We start from the raw sequence: 20517 nt of genomic DNA on the forward strand, positions 1-20517 counted from the left end.
ATGCCGGACGCAGTGAGCGGCGCAGTCCCGACGGGGCCGACCTACGGCGCCAGCACCGCCGTCGACCGTGGCGACCAGATGGGGAAGGACACCTTCCTCAAGCTGCTGGTGGCCCAGATGAAGTACCAGGACCCCAGCAACCCGGCCGACACCAACCAGATGATGTCGCAGACGGCGACCTTCACCCAGGTGGAGAAGCTGGAGGAGATCGCGAAGCAGAACGCCTCCATGCTGGCCCTGCAGCGCTCCAGCGCCGCCGGCGCGATGGTCGGACAGACCGTCACCTACACCGACGACACCGGCGCCAAGGTGACCGGAGTCGTCTCCTCGGTGCGCCTCGCCACCGACTCGGCGGAGGCCGTGGCCACGGTCGCCGGCCGTCCCGTGCCGCTGGGCCGGATCACCGACGTCGGCACGACCGCCGGCTGACCCGCGCCCCACCCCGGCGCCGCCGCGCGCCCCTGAACCACCGACCCCCACCCCGGAGGGACCCCCCGATGCTGCGCTCCATGTTCTCCGCCATCTCCGGTCTGCGTGCACACCAGACCAAGATGGACGTCACCGCCAACAACATCGCCAACGTCAACACCGTCGGCTTCAAGAGCAGCGCCACGGTGTTCCAGGACACGCTCTCCCAGGTCGTCCGCGCCGGCGGCCAGCCGGCCGCGGACCGCGGCGGCACAAACCCGGCGCAGATCGGCCTGGGCGTGAAGCTGGCCGGCATCACCACGAACTGGACCAACGGTGCGCAGCAGTCCACCGGCCGGTCCACCGACTTCATGATCGAGGGTGACGGGTTCTTCGTCGTCGAGGGCGCCGGCGGGCAGCAGCTGTTCACCCGCGCGGGCTCGTTCGACTTCGACTCCAACGGCAACCTGGTCACCCCGGACGGTTCGATCCTGCAGGGCTGGATGGCCGAGGCGGACGGCACCGTCAACGCCAACGGCCCGGTCGGCCCGCTGTCGGTGCCCTACGGCGCGATGGTCAACCCGACCTCGACCGAGACCGGCCGCATCCAGGGCAACCTCCCCTCCGACGTGCCCGTCGGCACCTCCTACCAGCTCGGCGCCGACATGTTCGACAGCCAGGGCGTGCTGCAGAAGGTGTCCTACAACCTCACCAAGGCCGCGGACAACACCTGGAACGTCACCGTCCTGCACGCCAACGGGACCACGCTGCTCCCCGAGCCGCCGATCGACCCGGCGGTCACCCCGCTCCAGATCACCTTCGACACCAACGGCGTGCTCACCAACCCCGCCGGCCCCGGCTTCAACCTCCCCGCGTTCACCCCCACCGGGAACCCGAGCTGGACGAACGACGTCACGATCAGCCTCGCCGGCCTGACCCAGTTCGGTGGGGCCAACACCCTCGCGGCCCCGAAGCCGGACGGCTACGCCCTGGGCTCGCTCCAGTCGTTCACCCTCGGCAACGACGGCACGATCATGGGGGTCTACTCCAACGGCCTGCGCCAGCCGATCGGCCAGCTGGCCCTCGCCGCGTTCGACAACCCGAGCGGCCTGGAGAAGGCCGGCAACTCCTCGTTCCGGGTCGGCGTCAACTCCGGCATCGCGAACATCGGGCAGCCGGGCCTCGGCGGTCGTGGCGAGCTCGTGTCGGGCGCGCTGGAGATGTCCAACGTGGACCTCAGCGAGGAGTTCACCGGGCTGATCATCGCCCAGCGCGGCTTCCAGGCGAACAGCCGCGTCATCACCGCCTCCGACGAGCTCCTCCAGGACCTGGTCAACCTCAAGCGCTGACTAAGGACCTCGCTGCCCCTCGCCCTTCGCAGGCTCAGGGCGAGCCTCTGCAGCGAGGCCGTTCCAGCACGTCACCACGGATGGCCCGGTCACCTCCTGGAGGTGGTGACCGGGCCGTCCGTCACATTGCCCCCAGAGGCCTCCGGCCTGGGCGTTTCAGCTCAAGGCAGGCCCTCCGTGGGCCGATGACAAGAGTGCCGTTCCTGCCCGTTCCCGGGCACCCACCGAGCAAGAGGAACCGACCGTGATCCGTGTGACGCGCCTGAACGGCGATCAGTTCGCGCTGAACCCCGACCTCATCGAGAAGGTCGAGGGCCACCCCGACACGGTCGCCTTCCTCGTCGACGGCACGAAGTACCTGCTGAGGGAGAGCGTGGACGAGGTCCTGCAGGAGATCCGGGAGTACCGCGCCGGCATCCTCGCCCTCTCCTACGAGATGGACCGCACGACGTACCCGCTCGCCGTTCCCGAACAGGTCTCCTCCGACTCGTCGGTCGTGCCGTTCCCGAGCCGAGAGGAGCGCTGACCCATGGATCCGGCCACTCTCATCGGCTTTGCGATCTCCGTGATCGCCCTGTGCGTCTTCATGGTGCTCGAGGGCGTCTCGCCGATGACGCTGATCTTCCTGCCGGCGATCGTCCTGGTCATCGTCGCGACGTTCGGTGCGGCGGCGGCCAGCCAGACGATGGACGACCTCAAGAAGATGCCCGGCTGGTTCAAGATGGCCGTGATGCCGGCCAAGGTGCCGGGACCGACCGAGCAGATCCAGACCCTGGTCAGCCTCGCCGAGAAGGCCCGCAAGGAGGGCCTGCTCGCGCTGGAGGCCCAGGTCAAGAACATCGAGGACGAGTTCCTCCGCCGCGGCCTGCAGATGGGCATCGACGGCACCGACCCCGAGGAGCTGCGGGCGGTGCTGGAGAGCGAGATCGAGGCGAAGAAGACCGAGGACAAGGTCGCCGCCAAGTTCATGAACAACATGGGCGGCTACGCGCCGACCATCGGCATCCTCGGCTGCATCGTCGGCCTGATGAACGTCATGGGGAACCTGAACGAGCCCGAGCTGCTGGGGCCGATGGTCTCCGCGGCCTTCATCGCCACGCTGTGGGGCGTCATGGCGGCCAACTTCTGGTTCCTCCCGATGGGCGCCAAGATCCTCCGGGTCAGCGCGCTGCAGGCCGCGCAGATGGAGCTGCTCGTGGAGGGCATCACCGAGATCCAGGCCGGCACCAGCCCGCGGGCGGTCCGCATGAAGCTGACCTCGCTCGTGCCGCCGGGCGCCGTCAAGGACGCGGCGTGACCCCGTCCTCCCCCCACGACGGGGGCTCACCGTGAGCGCCGGTCACGGCCGGCGCCGCAAGAAGCACGAAGAGCACGAGGAGCACGAGAACCACGAACGGTGGCTGGTGTCGGCCTTCGACATGATGACGCTGCTGTTCGTGCTGTTCGTGGTGCTGTTCGCGATGAGCAAGGTGGACGAGCAGAAGTTCGCCGCCCTGGCCAAGGGCATGGCCGAGTCGTTCGGCGGGCCGATCACCGTGCAGCCGGGTCCCACGCCGGAAGGCTCGGTGCTCGACGGCCTGCCCGGCGTCATCGACATCGCCTCGGCCATCCCCTCGGACCCGACCGTGGAGCAGGCCGAGATCGACAAGGCAGCAGCCGCCGCCGCCATCCAGCGCGCGGAGAACATCGCGTCGGAGGCCAAGGCCGAGTACGCCGAGCTCGCCGCGGCCCGCGACAAGATCGAGGCGGCCCTGGCCGCGGCCGGCTATTCCGGTGCCGCGCGCTACGAGATCGACGAGCGCGGCCTGATCGTGCACATCGTGGCCGACCAGGTGCTCTTCGACGCCGAGCAGGCAGTGCTGCGCCCCGAGGGCCGGCAGATCCTCTCCGCCGTCGCACCGACGCTCACCGGGCTGCCCAACGAGTTCGGGGTCGAGGGCCACGCCAACCACCTGCCGGTCACCCCCGGTGGCATGTGGCCGTCCAACTGGGAGCTGTCGGCGACCCGCGCCACCACCGTCGTGCGCTACCTCGCGAGCGCAGGCGTCCCCGAGCCGCGGCTCACCGCCGTCGGCTACTCGTCGACCAGGCCGCTGGTGCCCCAGACAGACCCCACCGCACTCACCGTCAACCGGCGGGTCGACGTCGTCGTCCTGTCCGACGCCTCGGCCGAGGCCAATGCGCTCCTGCCGGACCTCGACGCCGCCGCCCAACAGGGAGAGACCCCATGAGCAAGGACAAGAACGCACCCGCCGAGGGCGAGGAGACCGAGGCGAAGGGCGGCAAGAAGAAGCTCATCATCATCCTGGCCGTGGTCCTGCTCGCCGCGGCCGGCGCCGCCTACTTCTTCCTCTTCGCCAGCTCCGGCGAGGCGGAGGCCGAGGTCCCGCCGCCCGAGCACGGTGGCTACACCGCGCTCGAGCCGGTGGCGGTCAACCTCGCCGGCGGGGGGTACCTCAAGATCGGCGTGACGCTCGAGTACACGCTCGCGGCTGCCGGTGACGGCCACGGTGCCGGCGGCGTGGACGGCGCCAAGGCCTACGACAAGATCATCTCCACGTTCTCCCAGGCGCAGCCGGCCGACGTCGTCGGCGCCCGCGAGGCGCTCAAGGAGGCGCTCGAGGAGAAGATCATCGAGGCGTACACCGAAGAGGTGGAGGGAGAAGCGCCAGTGCAGATGGTCATGGGCATCTACTACACGGAGTACGTGACCCAGTAACGCCTGCGCTCGACCACTCAGGGGTGCCCTCCGCTCACGGAGGGCACCCCTGAGGCGCATCAGGAGTCCCACGGGTCACGCGCTCCCCGGGCGACACGGACGCCGTGGTCCGCCCGGTCAGGGTGCCCCCGGGGAACGCCGATGAGGGGGTTTGTGACCACCCCCGAGACCGGACCGGCCCCGGCCGCCGCGCCGGCCCCGGACGCGGCCCCCGAGGCCGCTCCGCCCGCGGCCCCCGAGGCCGCGCAGGCTGCGCCTACCCCCGCTCCCCCGGCTCCTCCGGTCGGCGGGCGACGCGCCCGCGGCGCCGCACGGACCTACGACTTCCGCCGCCCGACGAAGCTCTCCCGCGAGCACGTGCGGGTCATGCAGATCGCGCAGGAGGAGTTCGCCCGCCAGGCGACGACGATCCTCACCACGTTCCTGCGGGCCGGCGCCCGCATGGAGCTGGTCGGCATCGAGCAGTTCGCCTACGACGACTACATCGGGACGCTGCCCAACCCCAGCTTCCTGTCGACGTTCTCCATGGAGCCGCTGGCCGGCAAGGGCCTGCTGGCCTTCCCGCTGGACATCGCCATGTCGATGGTCGACCACATGCTCGGCGGCTCCGGCAACGCGGCGCAGCCCAACCGGCCGATGACGGCGATGGAGACCACCATCACCAACCACCTGCTGGAGCGGCTGCTGGACGAGTTCGCCCGCTCGCTCGGCGCCCTGACCGAGATCCAGCCGGTGCTGATCGGCCGGGAGTACAACCCGGCCCTGGCCCAGGCGGCCGCCGGCTCGGACACCGTCATGGTGGCCACCTACGAGATGGCCGTCGGCGCCCGCGAGGGCGAGGCCACGGTCGTGCTGCCGTTCTCCTCGTTCGCGCAGTCGCTGAACAACGCGGCCTCCCCGCAGCTCTCCGAGCAGGCGCTGCGCAAGCGCCAGCGTGCCCGCGAGGCCCTCACCGAGCGGCTGAACTGGGTGCCGGTCGACGTCAGCGTCCGCTTCGCCCCGCTGAGCGTCTCCTCCTCCGACCTGCTCTCCCTGGCCGTCGACGACGTGCTGCTGCTCCGCCACCCGCGGGACAGCCCGCTGGAGGTCACCACCAACGACGTGACGTTCGCCTACGCGATCGCCAGCAACCACCGGCGCCGACTGGCCGCCTCCATCGTCCCCACCCCGCACGCTCCGCACGCCGCGAAGGACTCCGCATGACCGCGCCCCGCACCGACTCGCAGGACTCCCAGACCGTCACGGCGGTCGTCGCCGCCGCTGCCCGGGCCGCGGCCGCTTTGGTCCCCTCGACCTCCGCGCTCGTCCCCGGCACGCCGGTCAGCGACCCGGACACCGTCCCGCTCCCGCCGTCGGCCGCGCTCGCGGTCACCGCCGGGCTCTCCGGCGAGGTCTCCGGCGACGTCGTCCTGGTGGTGTCCGGCGAGGTCGTCGACGCCCTGCAGAACTCCCCCGTCGGCCAGATGGACGTCTCCGCCGCGCTGCGCCCGGCCCTCGAGGCCGCCGCCGCCACGCTGGGCCGCGTCCGCGTCGCCTCCGAGCGCACCGAGGAGCCGGTCGCCGCGCTGGACGGGCTGCGCGACAAGGGCATGTTCGTCGCGATCCCCCTCATGGCCGACGGCGAGCACCAGGCCACCTTCGCCCTCCAGGTCACCCTGCCCGCCACCCGCGAGCGGCGCGGCAGCCTCGAGCTGCTGCGGCACGTGGCCATGGAGGTCACCGTCGAGATCGGCCGGACCCGGATGACCGTGCAGGAGCTGCTCTCGCTGCACCCCGGCGAGGTCGTCGAGCTCGACCGGGCCGCCAGCGCGCCGGCCGACCTGCTGGTCAACGGCACGCTCATCGCCCGCGGCGAGGTCGTCGTCGTCGACGAGGACTTCGGCCTGCGGATCAGCGAGATCGTCACCGACGCCGCCGAGCTCGGGGCGGCGTCATGACCTGGATGATCATCCGGCTCGTCCTCTCCCTGGCCCTGATCGGCGGCGTGCTCCTCTTCGCCGCGAAGCTGGCCAAGAAGCGCGGCCTCGGCCAGGGCAACGGCCTGATCGAGGTCGTGGCCCGCCACCGCATGGGCCGCACCAGCACCGTCAACGTGGTCCGGATCGCCGATCTGGTGCTCGTCATCGGCGCGACCGAGGAGCAGGTCACCCTGCTCGCCGAGGTCGACCCCGACGCCGTCGACGCCGCGATCCGCGAGCGTCGTCCGGCCCGCGCGAAGGTCGCCGCCGACGCCGAGGACGACGACGCAGCGCCCGTCCCCGCCCCGGCTCTCGTGCCCTCGCGGGCCGCCCGCTCCTCCGAGGGCGTGCTGGCCGGATCGGTCCTGGACCGCAACGGCTGGGGCTCCCTGGTCGACGAGCTGCGCGAGCGGACGGTGCGGCGGACATGACGGCTCCGGTGCGCCCGCTGCCCTCCGGGGCCGGTTCGCGGACCCGCCGGCGCGCCGGCCTGGTCCTCCTCCTCACCCTGCTCGCGGTGTTCGCCGCGATGCTGCTGGCCGACCCCGCCTCGGCCGCCCCCGTCGCGCCGACCGCGCCCGTCGCGCCGACCGCCCCGGCGGTCGACGGCAACGTGGACATCTCCATCGGCAACGGCTCGCCGTCGAGCTCCATCACGCTGATCCTGGCCATCACTGTCCTGTCCGTGGCGCCCTCGGTGCTGCTGCTCGCCACCTCGTTCACCAAGATCATCGTGGTGCTCGGCCTCACCCGGAACGCGCTCGGCATGGCCACCTCGCCGCCGAACCAGGTGCTCACCGGGATCGCCCTGTTCCTCACGCTGTTCGTGATGGGCCCGGTGTTCTCCGACATCAACGAGGTCGCCGTCCAGCCCTACATGAGCGGGGCCATGTCGACGTCCCAGGCCTACGAGGCCGGCGTCGTGCCGCTGCGCGGGTTCCTCCTCGACAACACCCGCGAGGACGAGCTGAAGCTGATGATCGGCCTCTCCGGCGAAGAGGCACCCGAGGACGCCACCGCGGTCAGCATGACCACGCTCATCCCGGCGTTCGTCCTCTCGGAGCTCAAGAGCGCCTTCATCATCGGGCTGGTCATCTTCATCCCGTTCCTGGTGCTGGACATGCTCGTCAGCGCCGCCCTGATGGCCCTGGGCATGATGATGGTCCCGCCGACCATCGTGTCGCTGCCCTTCAAGCTGCTGCTCTTCGTCGTCGTCGACGGCTGGGCGCTGATCACCACCGCACTGGTGGGTAGCTACGGGGGTACCGGCTGATGAGCGACGCCGACGTCACCGACATCGCGGCCCAGACCATGATGGTCGCCGCGAAGGTCGCCGCCCCGATCCTGCTGACCGCGCTCCTGGTCGGCTTCCTGATCTCGCTGTTCCAGGCGGCGACCCAGATCCAGGAGGCGACGCTCTCCTTCGTCCCCAAGATGATCGCCGTCTCCCTGGCCCTGCTGGTCACCGGGAACTGGGTGCTCTCCGAGCTGGTCAGCTTCACCCAGACCCTGTTCGACCAGCTGCCGGCACTGCTCGACCGGACGTAGCCGCCATGGACCTCTCGGTCCCGGCAGTCACGCTCGCGGCCCTTCTCCTCGGGACGGCGCGCGCCGCCGGTTTCGTCCTGATGGCGCCTCCCTTCAACTCCCGGGTCATCCCCGGTGCGGTCAAGGGCGCGCTCGCCCTGGCCCTGTCCGTGCTGCTCTCCACCCAGATCGCCCCCACGCTGCCGGAGCCCACCGCCGGCTTCCTGCTGGTCGCCACGGTCACCGAGGTGGTCATCGGGGCGGCGCTCGGTTTCGTCGTCCAGGTGCTGTTCACCGCCGTGCAGATGGCCGGCGACATCCTCGACGTCGCCGGTGGTTTCTCGCTCCAGCCCGGCTACGACCCGATGGCGATGACCCAGAACAGCTCCCTGGGCAAGCTGCACTACATGCTGGCGAGCACGCTGCTGTTCACCAGCGGCGGGCACCTGCTCATGGTCAAGGGCTTCGCGGCGTCCTACGAGGGCCTGCCGGTCGGCGCTGACGTGCCCGCCGACCAGATCGCGCAGGTCGTGATCACGGCCTTCTCGATGATGTTCCTCGCCGCGATCCAGATCGCCGGCCCGATGGTCGCCGTGCTGCTCCTGGCCGACGTCGCCCTCGCGCTGCTGAGCCGCGCCGCGCCCGCGCTCAACGTCTTCACCCTCGGCTTCCCGGTGAAGATCATGCTCACGCTCACCATGCTCGGCCTGACCTTCCCGCTGCTCCCGCCGGCCCTCGACGGCCTGCTCGAGCACGGCGCCCGCGCCATGACGTCCTTCGGCGTCGGCTGATGACCCAGCTGATGGAGGCCTGATGGCCAAGGACGGCCCGGGCGGTGAGAAGACAGAAGCGCCAACTCCCCAGCGCCTGAAGAAGGCGCGCAAGGAAGGCCAGATCCCACGGACCCAGGAACTGGGCACGTGGCTCGGCGTCGCGGCGGCCAGCGCGCTGCTGCCGATCATGGTGGGCAACGCCTTCGAGGCGGTCCAGGAGCTGTTCGTGCACGTGGGCACGGCGGTGAAGACCCCCGAGGTCGAGACCGTGACCACCTTGCTGGGGACCGCGCTGAAGCTGTTCCTGACCACGCTGCTGCCGACCGCCCTCGCGCTGCTGGTCGTGGGTGTGGCGGCCTCGGCGGCCCAGGGCGGCGTGCACTTCGCCACCAAGCCGATCAAGCCGACGCTGAAGAAGTTCAACCCGCTGCCCGGCCTGAAGCGCATGTTCGGCACCCAGGGTCTCTGGGAGACCAGCAAGGCGCTGATCAAGACGGCGGCGCTGCTGACCGTCGTCCTCATCACCAGCGACCGGGCCCAGGCGCTGGTCGCGGCCTCCGGCGCGCTGCCCCTGTCGGCCGTCGCGGCCACCTTCGCCGACTCCGCCGTCCTGATGTTCCGCGTCGTGGCCGTGACCGGCCTCGTCCTCGCCGTCGCCGACTACATCGTCGTCCGCAAGAAGATGATGAAGCAGCTGAAGATGAGCAAGTACGAGATCACCCAGGAGCACAAGCAGGCCGAGGGTGACCCGTACATGAAGGCGCACCGCCGCGGGATCCAGATGTCGATGTCGCGCAACCGCATGATGGCCGAGGTGGCCGAGGCCGACGTGCTGCTGGTCAACCCCACCCACGTCGCCGTCGCGCTGAAGTACGAGGCCGCGAAGGGCGCTCCCCGGGTGGTCGCGAAGGGCGCCGGCGAGGTCGCCGCCAAGCTGCGCGAGCGCGCCGCCGAGGCCCGCGTCCCGCTGGTGCAGGACATCCCGCTCGCCCGTGCGCTGCACGCCTCCTGCGAGATCGGCCAGGAGGTGCCGCCGCAGCTGTTCAACGCCGTCGCCCGCGTGCTCGCCTTCGTCATGCACCTCGGCACGCGCGGGGTGAAGGGCGGCTTCCACCGGCCGGGCTTCGAGGCGCCCGACGTGGCGGACCTGCCCAAGGCCGGACGCCGCCGGGCCCCCACCGCCGCCTGACGAAGGACCCCTCTGCCCCCAGCCGCTCGCAGGCTCGCGTCCGGATCCTGCAGAGGGGCCGTTGGTACCACCGCCTCCTCGGCCTGCCGATGAAGCAGGGGTGAGTCAGCCGTCGTCAGCGCCCGGAGCGGGCCAGTGAAGGGGCTGGGCAAGGCCGCCGTCCCGATCGGCGTCGTCGCCATCGTGCTCATGCTGGTGGTGCCGCTGCCCGCGGCGATGATGGACCTGCTGATCGGCGTCAACCTCGCCGTCTCACTGCTGGTCCTGCTGGTGTCGATGCAGATCAAGAAGCCGCTGGACTTCGCGGTCTTCCCCTCGCTGCTGCTCGTCGCGACGCTGTTCCGGCTGTCGCTGAACGTCAGCTCGACCCGCCTGGTGCTCACCGACGGCTACGCCGGCAAGGTGATCGAGGCCTTCGGCCACATCGTCATCGGCGGCTCGCTGATCGTCGGCATGGTCATCTTCCTGATCCTGACCATCGTGCAGTTCGTGGTCATCACCAACGGTGCCGGCCGCGTCGCCGAGGTCGGCGCCCGCTTCACCCTCGACGCCATGCCCGGCAAGCAGATGGCGATCGACGCCGACCTGAACGCCGGCCTGATCAACGAGAAGCAGGCCCGCAAGCGCCGCCAGGAGGTCACCGCCGAGGCCGACTTCTACGGCTCGATGGACGGTGCGTCCAAGTTCGTCAAGGGCGACGCCATCGCCGGCATCGTCGTCACGCTGGTCAACCTCATCGGTGGCTTCGCGATCGGCGTCATGCAGCGGGGCATGGCCCCCGGCGAGGCGGTCTCCACCTTCTCGCTGCTGACCGTCGGCGACGGCCTGGTCTCGATGATCCCGGCCCTGCTGATGTCCACCGCGACCGGCATCATCGTCACGCGCTCGGCCACCGAGGGCGACATGGGCACGGACCTGATCGCCCAGCTGGGCCGGTTCAAGCAGTCGGTGCGCATCGCCGGCGGCGCCGCCCTGGCCCTCTGCCTCATCCCGGGCCTGCCGAAGCTCCCCTTCCTGCTCGTGGGCGGGCTGTTCCTCTTCCTCGCGACCCGGATGACCGACGTCGAGGAGGTCGACGAGGAGGCCGAGGCCGCCGCCGAGGCCGCCGAGAACGAACCGGCCCCGGACTCCCCCGAGGCGATCGCCGAGAAGATGCGCGTCGATCCCCTCGAGCTCGAGGTCGCCTTCGACCTGGTCGAGCTGGTCGACACCACCCGCGGCGGCGACCTGCTCGACCGCGTGAAGGCCCTGCGGCGGAAGGTGGCGATGGAGACCGGTCTGGTCATCCCGCTCGTCCGCACCCGCGACAACCTCGACCTCCCCTCCTCCCAGTACGTCATCTGGCTCAACGGCGTCCCCGTCGCCAAGGGCATCTCCCCGTCCGGGACCGTCCTGGCCATCGGCGACGCGCTCGACGGCCTGCCCGGCAAGCCGACCCGCGAGCCGGTGTTCGGCCTGGCCGCCAAGTGGGTTCCCTCGGAGCTCCAGCGGGCCGCCGAGATGGCCGGCGCCACCGTCGTCGACCGGTCCTCGGTCATCACCACGCACCTGGCCGAGGTCGTCCGGCAGAACGCCCCCGACCTGCTCGGCCGGGAGGACGTGCGGCTCCTCGTGGAGATGGTGCGCCGCTCGCACCCCATCGTCGTCGAGGAGATGACGCCCACTCTGCTCACCCTGGGAGAGGTGCAACGCGTGTTGCACGCGTTGCTCGGTGAAGGTGTGTCGATCCGGGACCTGGTCCGCATCTTCGAGGCACTCTCTGTACGTGCGAAGCAGTCGACCGAACTCGACGGTCTGGTCGAGGCGGCTCGCGCGGCGCTGGGCTCGGCGATCAGCCAGCCCTACGTCACCCCGGACGAGCGACTGCACGTCTTCACCCTCGAGCCCGGCTTCGAGCAGCGACTGCTGGAAGCGGTCCGCCAGACCGACATGGGGGCAGTCCTCGCCCTCGACGCCGGCGCGGTCGACGCCCTGGTCAGCGGCTGCAGCGGAATGCTCGAGGACGCCGAGCGGTCCGGCCTCTCGCCGGTCCTCGTCTGCTCGCCGCAGGTCCGCCCGGCCCTGTCGCGCCTGATGCGCCAGATTCTTCCCCGGCTGCCCGTCATCTCCTACGCGGAGGTGTCCCGGACAGCGCAGATCGAGTCGCTGGGAGTGGTGAGCGGTGCCGTTGCGATCCGTTGAGGCCGCCACCCGTGACGACGCCATCGCCGCGGCGCGGGAGCAGTTCGGTCCCCACGCACGCGTGGTCGGCGTCCGCCGGGTGCGTTCCGGTGGGGTGCTCGGGTTCTTCACGACCGAGCGCTACGTCGCCGAGGTGGCCGACCAGTTCGTCCGCCCCGGTGTGCCGACGCCGTCGACCGGCTCCTCGCCGGCCGCTCCCGTCAGCTCGTTCGACTCCCCCCTGGCCTCCGCGACGCCCGCTCGTGCGCGGGCTGCCGCCCCCGCCCGCAACGGGGCTGCCGCCTGGGCCGCCGAGGCCGCACGCTCCGGCGACGCCGTCCGCGGGCCGGCGACCGGTCCCCGCCCGGTCTCCTCCGCAGCTCCCGACCACGACCGGCTCGACGAGCTGGCCGGGCTGCTCGGTGGGCTCCCTGCCGCCGCTCCGCGCACGCCGACGACGTCGTCCTCGCCGTCGCCCGCGCCCTCGTTCTCCGGCGGCCCCTCGTTCTCCGGCGGGTCCCCGGCCTCGTCGGGTTCCTCGTTCTCCGGCAGTTCCTCCTTCTCGTCCGGGTCCACGTTCTCCGGCGGCTCCTCGGCCTCCCGCACGGCAGCCGCCGCGAGCAGGCCGGCCGCCGAGCCCCCGGTGGCGAGCGGAACGCCCCGCGCCACCTTCCCGCGGGCGACCGCGACCAAGAGCTCCCGCACTGCTCCGCCCGCGCCGACCGAGGAGAGCGCCCCCGTCGTCTCCCCGTTCGCCGCGGCTCTCGACTCGGCCGGCGCCCCCTCGCCGTTCACCGCCGCGCTCGCCCGCATGGTGTCCAGCGATCGCGAGGTGCGGCAGGCGGTCGCCCAGGCCCTGGAGGAGCCGGGGATCCCGGCCCTCGAGGAGCCGCCGCCCTCGGCGCCGGAGCCGGCGGCCCGCAGCGCCGAGCACCTGGTGGACGTGCCGGACACCCCGGCACCCCGGCCGTCACTCGCCGCGGCCATCCGTTCAGCAGATTCATCGACGCGGTCCCGGACCGTGCACCAGGAGGAGATCACCGTGGGAGAACAGGTCGTCACGGCGCCCTCCACCAGCCCGTCCGCTCCCGTCGTCCCGACCTGGGCCGCCGAGGAGGAGGTCGCCGTTCCGGCGTCGTCCTCCCGCCAGGAGGAGATCGCCGAGACCCTGCGCGCGGCACTCGCCCAGGGGCACTCGGACGAGGCCCTCGCCGGGATCCTGCGCAAGATGCTGGCCGGCAACTCCCCGCAGGAGGTCCTCGTCGAGCCCGCCGCCGTCGGGGCCGCCACGGTCGAGCCCGCCGCGGTCGTCGTCGAGACGCCCGTCGCCGAGGTCGCGGACGAGCTGCCGGTCCTGGCCGAGATCCCGGCCGACGTCCCGGCTCCGGTCGAGGCCCCGATCGAGGTCTTCGCCCCTGCCGAGCAGGTGGCCGCCCTCCCCGAGCCCGCTCCCGCCGCGCCCGTCTCGTGGGCCCCCGCCGCAGCCGTCGCCTCGCCTGCGGTGTTCCCGCCCGTCGTTCCCGTGTCCGCGCCGGCCTGGGACCTCGTCTCCTCGAACCACTCGCTCTTCGGCCCGCCGGCCCCCGCGACGGGCGGCACCGGGCTGGGCTGGGACGCCCCCGCCCCCCGCGTGGCCGACACCCCGCTGTGGGGCGAGCCCGCCACGGCAGCCGCTCCGGCCACCGGCAGCGACTCCCCCATCTGGGCCGAGGTCGTCCTCAGCGACCCCGCGCCCGCGCCCGTCGCCGAGTCGTCGACGGTCGAGCCGATGCCGGCTGCGGCCCTCTTCGAGACGGCCGAGACGCCTGCTCCCGTCGTCGAGACCCCTCGCGAGGAGCCGATCCTCCCGGTCCTCGACGTGGAGCCGGTCGCAGCCGTCGCGGTTCCGTCCGCCGAGGCCACGCCCGCCCCCGTCGTGGAGCAGCCCGCTCCCCTGGCCGCCGAGGCCGAGGGCACCCGGGAGCTCGTGGCGGAGACCATCGCCGAGGAGGCCGGCGAGCTCGCTCCCCTGCTGGCCCGCACGGCCAGCGACCCCGCCCCCCTGGGCATGTCGATGGACGCCACGACCGTGATGCCGCGGATCTCCATGCTGCCCTCGCGCTCCGGGTCCCGTGGCCGCGGTCTGCCGCCGGTCCCGCCGTCGACGGGCCGCCCTCCCGTTCCCCCGTCGCGGTCGGCCCGGACCGAGACGCCCGAGCCGGCCGACGTCGAGGACGCCGACACCACCCCTGCCGCCGCGCCGCAGGCCCGCGCCCCTCGCGCTCCCCGCGCGCTGGCGACGGTCACCCGCCTGCCGGTGGCCCCGCTCATGGCCGGCCCGGACGTGCTCGACATGCACGAGCTGGACGACGAGGCGGACGACGCCGCGACGACCGCGGCGCAGCAGGCCGCCACCGAGGTCACCACCCGCCTGACCGGCCTCGGCCTCCCCGAGCAGCTGCTCGGCCCCGACTTCGCCGACGCCCTGTCCGCCTCCGGTACGTACGCGGCGCTGACTCGGGCGCTCGCGCGGAACCTCCCCGAGGTCCCGGCGATGCCGTCGGGTCCCGGAGAGGTCCTGTTCGTGGTGGGTCCGGGCCTGGAGACCCTGCGCGCCGCGCAGTCCCTGGCCGCCACCCTCCGGCTCGACCGCGACCGGGTGCAGTGGGCGACCCGTGGCGACCTCGCCGGCCTCGCACCCCAGGCCAGCCGGGTCACCACGATCGACGCCGCCGTCGACCGCCGTCAGGAGGCTGCCGAGAGCAGCACGCTGACCATCGTCGCCGTCGACGCCCCGCTGCGCGCCGACACCTACTGGATGTCCCGGATGCTGGAGATCTGGGCGCCGGCCGCGGTCTGGGCCGTCGTCGAGGCCACCCGCAAGCCCGAGGACGTCGAGGCGTGGCTCGACGGACTGGTCCGGGTGGACGCGCTCGCGGTCCAGGACACCGACCTCAGCGCCGACCCGGCCGCGGTCCTCCGCCGGCTCACCCTGCCCGTGGCCCTCCTCGACGGCGTCCGGGCGACCCCCCACCGCTGGGCCTCGCTGCTCTGCGAGCGTCTGGAGAGCCCACAGGCATGAGCCCGCTGCGCTGGGACGTGCTGCTCGTCGGGTTGGTGCTGGCCCTGCCGGTGCTGGCGCTCGGACTGCGCGGGGACTTCACCACCGAGGAGATGGTGAGCAGGCTCCCCTGGTGCCTGCTCGCGGGATGGGCCGCCGTCGCGCTGGTGCGCGCCGTCTTCGCCCCGCCGAAGCCGGCCCCGGAGCCGAAGCGTCGTCCGGCGAAGCGGCCGGTTCCCGCTGCCGCCGAGGAGATCGAGGACGACGAGGAGTCGGCCGCCGCCTGACCCGCTCCGGCCGCCCCCACCCTCGCCCCGCGCCCCGCCCTCGGCTCCGCTCTGGCCACCGAACTCGCGGTGTGGCCACGCTGCAGCGTCGGCTGAGCGGGAGCTGCGGCACAGAGCAGCCGTCCACAGGGGCCGGGGCTGTCCACCGAGGTGTCCCGCCGGTGGCCGCTCGGCCCGCGCACGCCCGACGGTGGGCGCATGTCCGAGCCGCCGGTTCCCGTCCCCGTCATCCTCCGCCGCGACGCGCTGGCCGACGGCTGGGACGACGACGAGCTGGCGCGAACGGTCCGCGCGGGCGGGCTCGTCCGGGTGCGGCGGGGCGCCTACGCAGAGGACGCCGCCACCGGCGTCCATCAGCACGCTCTGCTGGTCCGGGCCACGGTGCCCCAGCTGCGACGGACCGCCGTGGTCAGCCACCAGTCGGCCGCCGTGCTCCTCGGACTGCCGCTGTGGAACGTCCCCCTCGACCGGGTGCACGTGACCCGCCCGCCCGGGACCTCGACTGCGCGCACGGCCGTGCTCTGCGGCCACGTCGCCCGCCTGCGCGACGACGAGGTGGTCCAGGTGGCGGGCGTGGCGGTGACCGATGCCGTGCGCACCGTCCTCGACCTCGCACGCTCGCTGCCCCACGAGACGGCGGTGGTCGCGATCGACGCGGCGCTCCATCAGGGACTCGTGACGCACGAGACCCTCCGCGCCCGGCTGTTCGACGTCGTCGGCTCCCCCGGCAGCCGCGCCGCCGCCCGGGCGATCGCCTTCGCGGACGCGCGCAGCGAGAGCGTCGGCGAATCACGGAGCAGGGTCGTCCTCGCCCGCTGGAAGCTGCCGGTGCCCGAGCTGCAGTTCGAGGTCCGCTCGCCGGCCGGCCTGCTGGTGGCACGCACGGACTTCGCCTGGCCGGAGGACCGGCTCGTCGGCGAGTTCGACGGGCGGGTGAAGTACGGCCGCCTGCGCCGCCCCGGGGAGTCCGCTGGTGACGCCGTCCACCGGGAGAAGCTCCGCGAGGACGCCATCCGAGACGAGAGGTGGGGCGTGCTGCGCTGGGGGTGGGCCGACCTGGAGACGCCGCACCGCCTCGCCGCCAAGGTCCGGCGCGCGCACGAGCGGGCCCGGCGGCCGACGTGACCGCGCTCTGCGGGCGTTCCTCGCGATCCGGGCGTCCTGCAGGAGGCGCAGAGCACGAGGAACACCCGCAGAGCGGGCGATCGATCCAGCGGGCGGGAGCCGTCAGATCGGGAGGTCCTCCAGCATCTCGGTGACCAGGGCCGCGATCGGCGAGCGCTCGGACCGGGTGAGGGTCGTGTGCGCGAAGAGGACGTGCCCCTTGAGCTTCTCGATGACGGCGGTGATGCCGTCGTGCCGGCCGACCCGCAGGTTGTCGCGCTGGGCGACGTCGTGCGTCAGGACCACCCGGGAGTTCGTGCCCAGCCGGGACAGAACCGTCAGCAGCACGCCCCGCTCCAGCGACTGGGCCTCGTCGACGATCACGAACGAGTCGTGCAGCGACCGGCCGCGGATGTGGGTCAGCGGCAGCACCTCGATGAGGTCGCGGGCGGCGATCTCCTCGAGGACCTCCTTGGAGACCAGCGCACCCAGCGTGTCGTAGACCGCCTGCGCCCAGGGCGACATCTTCTCGCCCTCGCCGCCGGGCAGGTAGCCGAGCTCCTGACCGCCCACGGCGTACAGCGGCCGGAAGATGACCACCTTCTTGTGCGCCCGGCGCTCCATGACCGACTCCAGGCCTGCGCAGATGGCCAGCGCCGACTTGCCGGTGCCCGCGCGGCCACCGAGGGACACGATGCCGATCTCCGGGTCGAGCAGCAGGTCCAGCGCGATCCGCTGCTCCGCCGACCGCCCGTGGACGCCGAACGCCTCGCGGTCGCCACGGATCAGCCGCACCTGCTTGTCCGGCGTCACGCGGCCGAGGGCCGACCCGCGCGAGGAGAGCAGCACCAGCCCCGTGTGCGTGGGCAGTTCAGCGGCCGCGGGGAGGAACGCCTCCCCGCTCTCGTACAGGGCGTCGAGTTCGGCGTCGTCCAGCGAGAGCTCCGCCATGCCGGTCCAGCCGGCGTCGACCACGTCGTGCGCGCGGTACTCGTCGGTGTCCAGCCCCACCGCGGCCGCCTTGACCCGCAGCGGCACGTCCTTGGTGATCAGGCAGACGTTCCGGCCCTCGGCCCGCAGGTTGAGGGCGACCACCATGATCCGCGAGTCGTTGCTGTCGTTGCGGAAGCCGGCCGGGAGCACCGACGGGTCGCTGTGGTTCAGCTCGACGTGCAGCGTGCCGCCGGCCTCACCGATCGGGACAGGGGCGTCCAGCCGGCCGTGCGTGACCCGCAGGTCGTCGAGCATCCGGAGCGTCTGCCGGGCGAACCAGCCGAGCTCGGGGTGATTGCGCTTGTCCTCCAGCTCACCGATGACGACGAGCGGCAGCACCACGTCGGCGTCCCCGAAGCGCAGCAGCGCGCGAGGGTCGGAGAGCAGGACAGAGGTGTCGAGGACGAACGTGCGGCGGGCAGTGGTCGTGCCAGGTCCTCGCTGGCGCTCGTCCCGGGTACGCCCAGGGGTGCTGTTCTCTACGGACCTCGCGAGCTCGGTCATGTGTCGGCTCCCGTGGGACGCGGCCTCGTGACAGAGGCGCGCCCCGGTTCGAAGGTGGCCGGGCCCCGGCGCAGAGGCCGGGTACCGGCCCCCCTGATCGACGAACGCAGTCGCACCAACCGGGCCTCCCGTGGACGGCGAGGACACCTCGCCTTCCACCCCGGACGGTAGGCCCGCCCACCGACAAAGGCGCCTGCACCGACCCGGCCGGTACCTGAAGTTCACTCAACGGGGTAACCGCCGTCACATCTGCCCCAGGAGATGGAACGGCCCCCACGCAGGGGCCCGGCGCCAGCATGCGAGTGCCGGGGGCGTCGGAGTCCTTCATCAGCTGGACTCGCGCCGGAAACGTCGCACGCCGAAGTACCACCCGAGCACCGCCAGCAGGAGCGTCATCGCCACGCCCCACCACGCCGTGGAGGTGTCGTAGCCCCCGACGAAGAAGGCCCGCGCCCCCTCGACGACGTGCTTGAGCGGGTTGACGTCGCTCACCGCCTGGAGCCAGCCCGGCGCCAGCGACATCGGCAACAGGATCCCCGACAGCAGCAGCACCGGGAGCACGAAGGCGTTGAGCAGCGGTGCGAACGCGTCCTCGCTCTTCAGCGTGAGCGCCAGCGCGTAGGAGACCGACGCGAACGCCGCACCGAGCAGCGCGATCACCACCAGCGTGAGCAGCACCCCGAGCAGCGGCGCCCGCAGACCCAGCGGGAGCGACACCAGCACCAGCAGGGTGCCCTGCACCAGCAGCACGACGACGTCGCGCAGCACCCGGCCCAGCAGCAGCGCGGTGCGGCTGGCCGGCGTGACCCGCTGGCTCTCGATGACGCCGGCCCGGTACTCCGCGATCAGCCCGAAGCCGACGAACAGCGCCCCGAAGATGCCCAGCTGCACCAGGATCCCGGGCACGAAGATCTGATAGGCGTTCCCCGAGCCCAGCTGGCCGGAGAGCGGCTCCAGCAACGGGCCGAACAGCAGGATGTAGAGCACCGGCTGCAGCAGGCTGATCACCAGCCAGGCCGGATTGCGCAGGGAGAGGCGCATGGCCCGGGCGAAGACGACCCCGGTGTCGTGCAGCAGCGTGCTCATCGGGTCGCCACCTCCTGGACCGCGGCCGGGGCGGCGCCCGTCTCGCGCAGGGAACGGCCGGTCAGGCCGAGGAAGACGTCGTCCAGGCTGGGCCGGCGGCTCTCGATGCCGCTGACGGCGACGTCGGCGCGGTCCAGCCCGCGGACCAACTCCACCAGCGCGGTACCGCCGTGCGGCACCCGGACCACCACCCGGTCGTCGACCACCTGCGGCGGCTCCGCCCCCGGCAGCGCGGCCGCCAGACGGGCCACCTCGGTTACCACCTCCCGGTCGGCGGTGACGGTGACGACGTCGCCGCCCACCTGCGACTTCAGCTCGTCGGGGGTTCCCGCGGCGACGATCGAACCGTGGTCGATGACCAGGATCCGGTCGCAGAGCGCGTCGGCCTCGTCGAGGTAGTGGGTGGTGAGGAAGACGGTGGTGCCGCGCTCCTCGCGCAGCGCCCGGATGTGCTGCCACAGGTTGGCCCGGGCCTGCGGGTCGAGGCCGGTCGTCGGCTCGTCGAGGAAGACCAGACCCGGTTCGTGGATCAGCCCCATCGCGATGTCCAGCCGGCGCCGCTGACCACCCGACATCGCCTTGGGCTGGCGCTCCCAGAGACCGTCCAGGTCGAGCTCGGCGAACAGCCGCTGCCCGCGGGCGGTCGCGTCCGCACGGCTCATCCCGTACAGCCGGGCGTGGTCGACGACCTCCTCCCCCGCGCGCGCCTCCGGAGCGGTCGAGCCGCTCTGCGAGACGTAGCCGATCCGCCGTCGCACACCGACCGGGTCCGTGCGCAGGTCGCAGCCGGCGACCGTGGCCTCCCCGGCCGTGGGCTCGATCAAGGTGGTGAGCATCCGCAGCGTCGTCGTCTTCCCGGCGCCGTTCGGGCCGAGGAAGCCGACGATCTCGCCGGCGGCGACGTCCAGGTCCACGCCGACGACGGCGTGCACCTCCTGCTTGCGCTTGCGGAAGGTGCGGGCGAGCCCGCGGGCGGAGATCACGCAGGACAGCATCGGGGATCCCACCGACACGGAGCCAGCGATTTCGCCGAAGGCGTCAGCCTCCGGCGCTCACCACCGGTCGTCCTCGCGCGGATCCGGGCGACGACGCACCGCCGGGCGCTCCACGGTGTCGGTGCGCGTGCTCGGCGGAAGGCTCGGGTCGTCGTACAACGGCAGCCCGGAGTCGTCGTCCCACGGGATCTCCTCCGGCTCCTCGCGCCGGCGCCGGGACGGCGGTTCGCGATCCGCCCCCGCCGTCCGTGCACGGCGTCGCGGCCGCAGCGCGACCAGCGCCCAGAGCGCGGGCACGAGCAGCACCGGCCACTGCACGGCCGGGTCGCCGAACCGGAGCATCCCGAGCACGAGCAGGAGGGCGAGCCAGCCCGCGGACCAGAGCCCGAGGAACCTGGCCTGCGCAGGTGATCGGCGGGACACGG

21 protein-coding genes are annotated in these 20517 nt (G+C 72.5%); 17 read left to right on the forward strand and 4 right to left on the reverse strand.

The window, feature by feature from the left end; translation table 11 throughout:
* The 17 genes from LBW97_RS05980 to LBW97_RS06060 all read left to right on the forward strand — a co-directional run bounded on the left by LBW97_RS05980 (window position 1) and on the right by LBW97_RS06060 (window position 16535).
* The gene (locus tag LBW97_RS05980) at window positions 1–429 is read left to right on the forward strand and encodes a flagellar hook assembly protein FlgD (RefSeq protein ID WP_224498498.1); all 429 of its coding nucleotides are present in this window, start codon (window positions 1–3) and stop codon (window positions 427–429) included.
* 68 nt (window positions 430–497) lie between these two features.
* On the forward strand, window positions 498–1757 hold the full coding sequence (locus tag LBW97_RS05985; protein WP_224498499.1) for a flagellar hook protein FlgE: 1260 nt from the start codon (window positions 498–500) through the stop codon (window positions 1755–1757).
* A gap of 244 nt (window positions 1758–2001) precedes the next feature.
* A complete protein-coding gene (locus LBW97_RS05990; RefSeq protein WP_224498500.1) occupies window positions 2002–2283 on the forward strand; it encodes a flagellar FlbD family protein in 282 nt (93 codons plus the stop codon).
* A 3-nt stretch (window positions 2284–2286) separates the two neighbouring features.
* Complete coding sequence (locus LBW97_RS05995; RefSeq protein ID WP_224498501.1) at window positions 2287–3054, forward strand: motility protein A; 768 nt, start codon at window positions 2287–2289, stop codon at window positions 3052–3054.
* 31 nt (window positions 3055–3085) lie between these two features.
* Window positions 3086–3988: a flagellar motor protein MotB gene (locus tag LBW97_RS06000; protein WP_224498502.1), complete on the forward strand. Its 903-nt coding sequence runs from the start codon at window positions 3086–3088 to the stop codon at window positions 3986–3988.
* Window positions 3985–4476, forward strand: a complete 492-nt coding sequence (locus LBW97_RS06005) for a flagellar basal body-associated FliL family protein (RefSeq protein WP_224498503.1) — start codon at window positions 3985–3987, stop codon at window positions 4474–4476. The genes LBW97_RS06000 and LBW97_RS06005 overlap by 4 nt, the downstream gene beginning before the upstream one ends.
* Window positions 4477–4629: 153 nt before the next feature.
* Complete coding sequence (locus LBW97_RS06010; RefSeq protein WP_224498504.1) at window positions 4630–5679, forward strand: flagellar motor switch protein FliM; 1050 nt, start codon at window positions 4630–4632, stop codon at window positions 5677–5679.
* Window positions 5676–6413, forward strand: a complete 738-nt coding sequence (gene fliN, locus LBW97_RS06015; RefSeq protein ID WP_224498505.1) for a flagellar motor switch protein FliN — start codon at window positions 5676–5678, stop codon at window positions 6411–6413. Before LBW97_RS06010 ends, fliN begins: the two co-directional genes overlap by 4 nt.
* The gene (locus tag LBW97_RS06020; protein WP_224498506.1) at window positions 6410–6865 is read left to right on the forward strand and encodes a flagellar biosynthetic protein FliO; all 456 of its coding nucleotides are present in this window, start codon (window positions 6410–6412) and stop codon (window positions 6863–6865) included. Before fliN ends, LBW97_RS06020 begins: the two co-directional genes overlap by 4 nt.
* Window positions 6862–7707: a flagellar type III secretion system pore protein FliP gene (fliP, locus tag LBW97_RS06025; RefSeq protein ID WP_224498507.1), complete on the forward strand. Its 846-nt coding sequence runs from the start codon at window positions 6862–6864 to the stop codon at window positions 7705–7707. Before LBW97_RS06020 ends, fliP begins: the two co-directional genes overlap by 4 nt.
* Complete coding sequence (gene fliQ, locus LBW97_RS06030; protein ID WP_104523809.1) at window positions 7707–7982, forward strand: flagellar biosynthesis protein FliQ; 276 nt, start codon at window positions 7707–7709, stop codon at window positions 7980–7982. Before fliP ends, fliQ begins: the two co-directional genes overlap by 1 nt.
* A gap of 5 nt (window positions 7983–7987) precedes the next feature.
* Window positions 7988–8752 carry a flagellar biosynthetic protein FliR gene (gene fliR, locus LBW97_RS06035; protein WP_224498508.1) on the forward strand — a complete coding sequence of 255 codons (765 nt, stop codon included), beginning with the start codon at window positions 7988–7990 and terminating at the stop codon, window positions 8750–8752.
* A 22-nt stretch (window positions 8753–8774) separates the two neighbouring features.
* The gene (locus LBW97_RS06040; protein ID WP_224498509.1) at window positions 8775–9923 is read left to right on the forward strand and encodes a flagellar biosynthesis protein FlhB; all 1149 of its coding nucleotides are present in this window, start codon (window positions 8775–8777) and stop codon (window positions 9921–9923) included.
* A gap of 135 nt (window positions 9924–10058) precedes the next feature.
* On the forward strand, window positions 10059–12104 hold the full coding sequence (flhA, locus tag LBW97_RS06045) for a flagellar biosynthesis protein FlhA (RefSeq protein ID WP_224498510.1): 2046 nt from the start codon (window positions 10059–10061) through the stop codon (window positions 12102–12104).
* Window positions 12091–15144 (forward strand): hypothetical protein, encoded by a 3054-nt coding sequence (locus tag LBW97_RS20190; protein ID WP_304505408.1) that lies wholly within the window; start codon window positions 12091–12093, stop codon window positions 15142–15144. The genes flhA and LBW97_RS20190 overlap by 14 nt, the downstream gene beginning before the upstream one ends.
* Window positions 15141–15410: a hypothetical protein gene (locus tag LBW97_RS06055; RefSeq protein ID WP_224499015.1), complete on the forward strand. Its 270-nt coding sequence runs from the start codon at window positions 15141–15143 to the stop codon at window positions 15408–15410. Before LBW97_RS20190 ends, LBW97_RS06055 begins: the two co-directional genes overlap by 4 nt.
* A 198-nt stretch (window positions 15411–15608) precedes the next feature.
* Window positions 15609–16535: a hypothetical protein gene (locus LBW97_RS06060; RefSeq protein ID WP_224498511.1), complete on the forward strand. Its 927-nt coding sequence runs from the start codon at window positions 15609–15611 to the stop codon at window positions 16533–16535.
* 102 nt (window positions 16536–16637) lie between these two features.
* Here LBW97_RS06060 and LBW97_RS06065 read toward each other — a convergent pair whose 3' ends face one another.
* From LBW97_RS06065 to LBW97_RS06080, 4 genes are all read right to left on the reverse strand, one after another.
* Window positions 16638–18011 (reverse strand): PhoH family protein, encoded by a 1374-nt coding sequence (locus tag LBW97_RS06065; RefSeq protein WP_224498512.1) that lies wholly within the window; start codon window positions 18009–18011, stop codon window positions 16638–16640.
* Window positions 18012–18338: 327 nt separating this feature from the next.
* Window positions 18339–19097 (reverse strand): ABC transporter permease, encoded by a 759-nt coding sequence (locus LBW97_RS06070; protein ID WP_224498513.1) that lies wholly within the window; start codon window positions 19095–19097, stop codon window positions 18339–18341.
* Window positions 19094–20080: an ATP-binding cassette domain-containing protein gene (locus LBW97_RS06075; protein ID WP_224498514.1), complete on the reverse strand. Its 987-nt coding sequence runs from the start codon at window positions 20078–20080 to the stop codon at window positions 19094–19096. Before LBW97_RS06075 ends, LBW97_RS06070 begins: the two co-directional genes overlap by 4 nt.
* A gap of 69 nt (window positions 20081–20149) precedes the next feature.
* Window positions 20150–20515: a hypothetical protein gene (locus tag LBW97_RS06080; RefSeq protein ID WP_224498515.1), complete on the reverse strand. Its 366-nt coding sequence runs from the start codon at window positions 20513–20515 to the stop codon at window positions 20150–20152.
* Window positions 20516–20517: the final 2 nt, after the last annotated feature.

This window comes from Blastococcus sp. LR1, assembly GCF_020166105.1.
Taxonomy (GTDB): Bacteria; Actinomycetota; Actinomycetes; order Mycobacteriales; family Geodermatophilaceae; genus Blastococcus.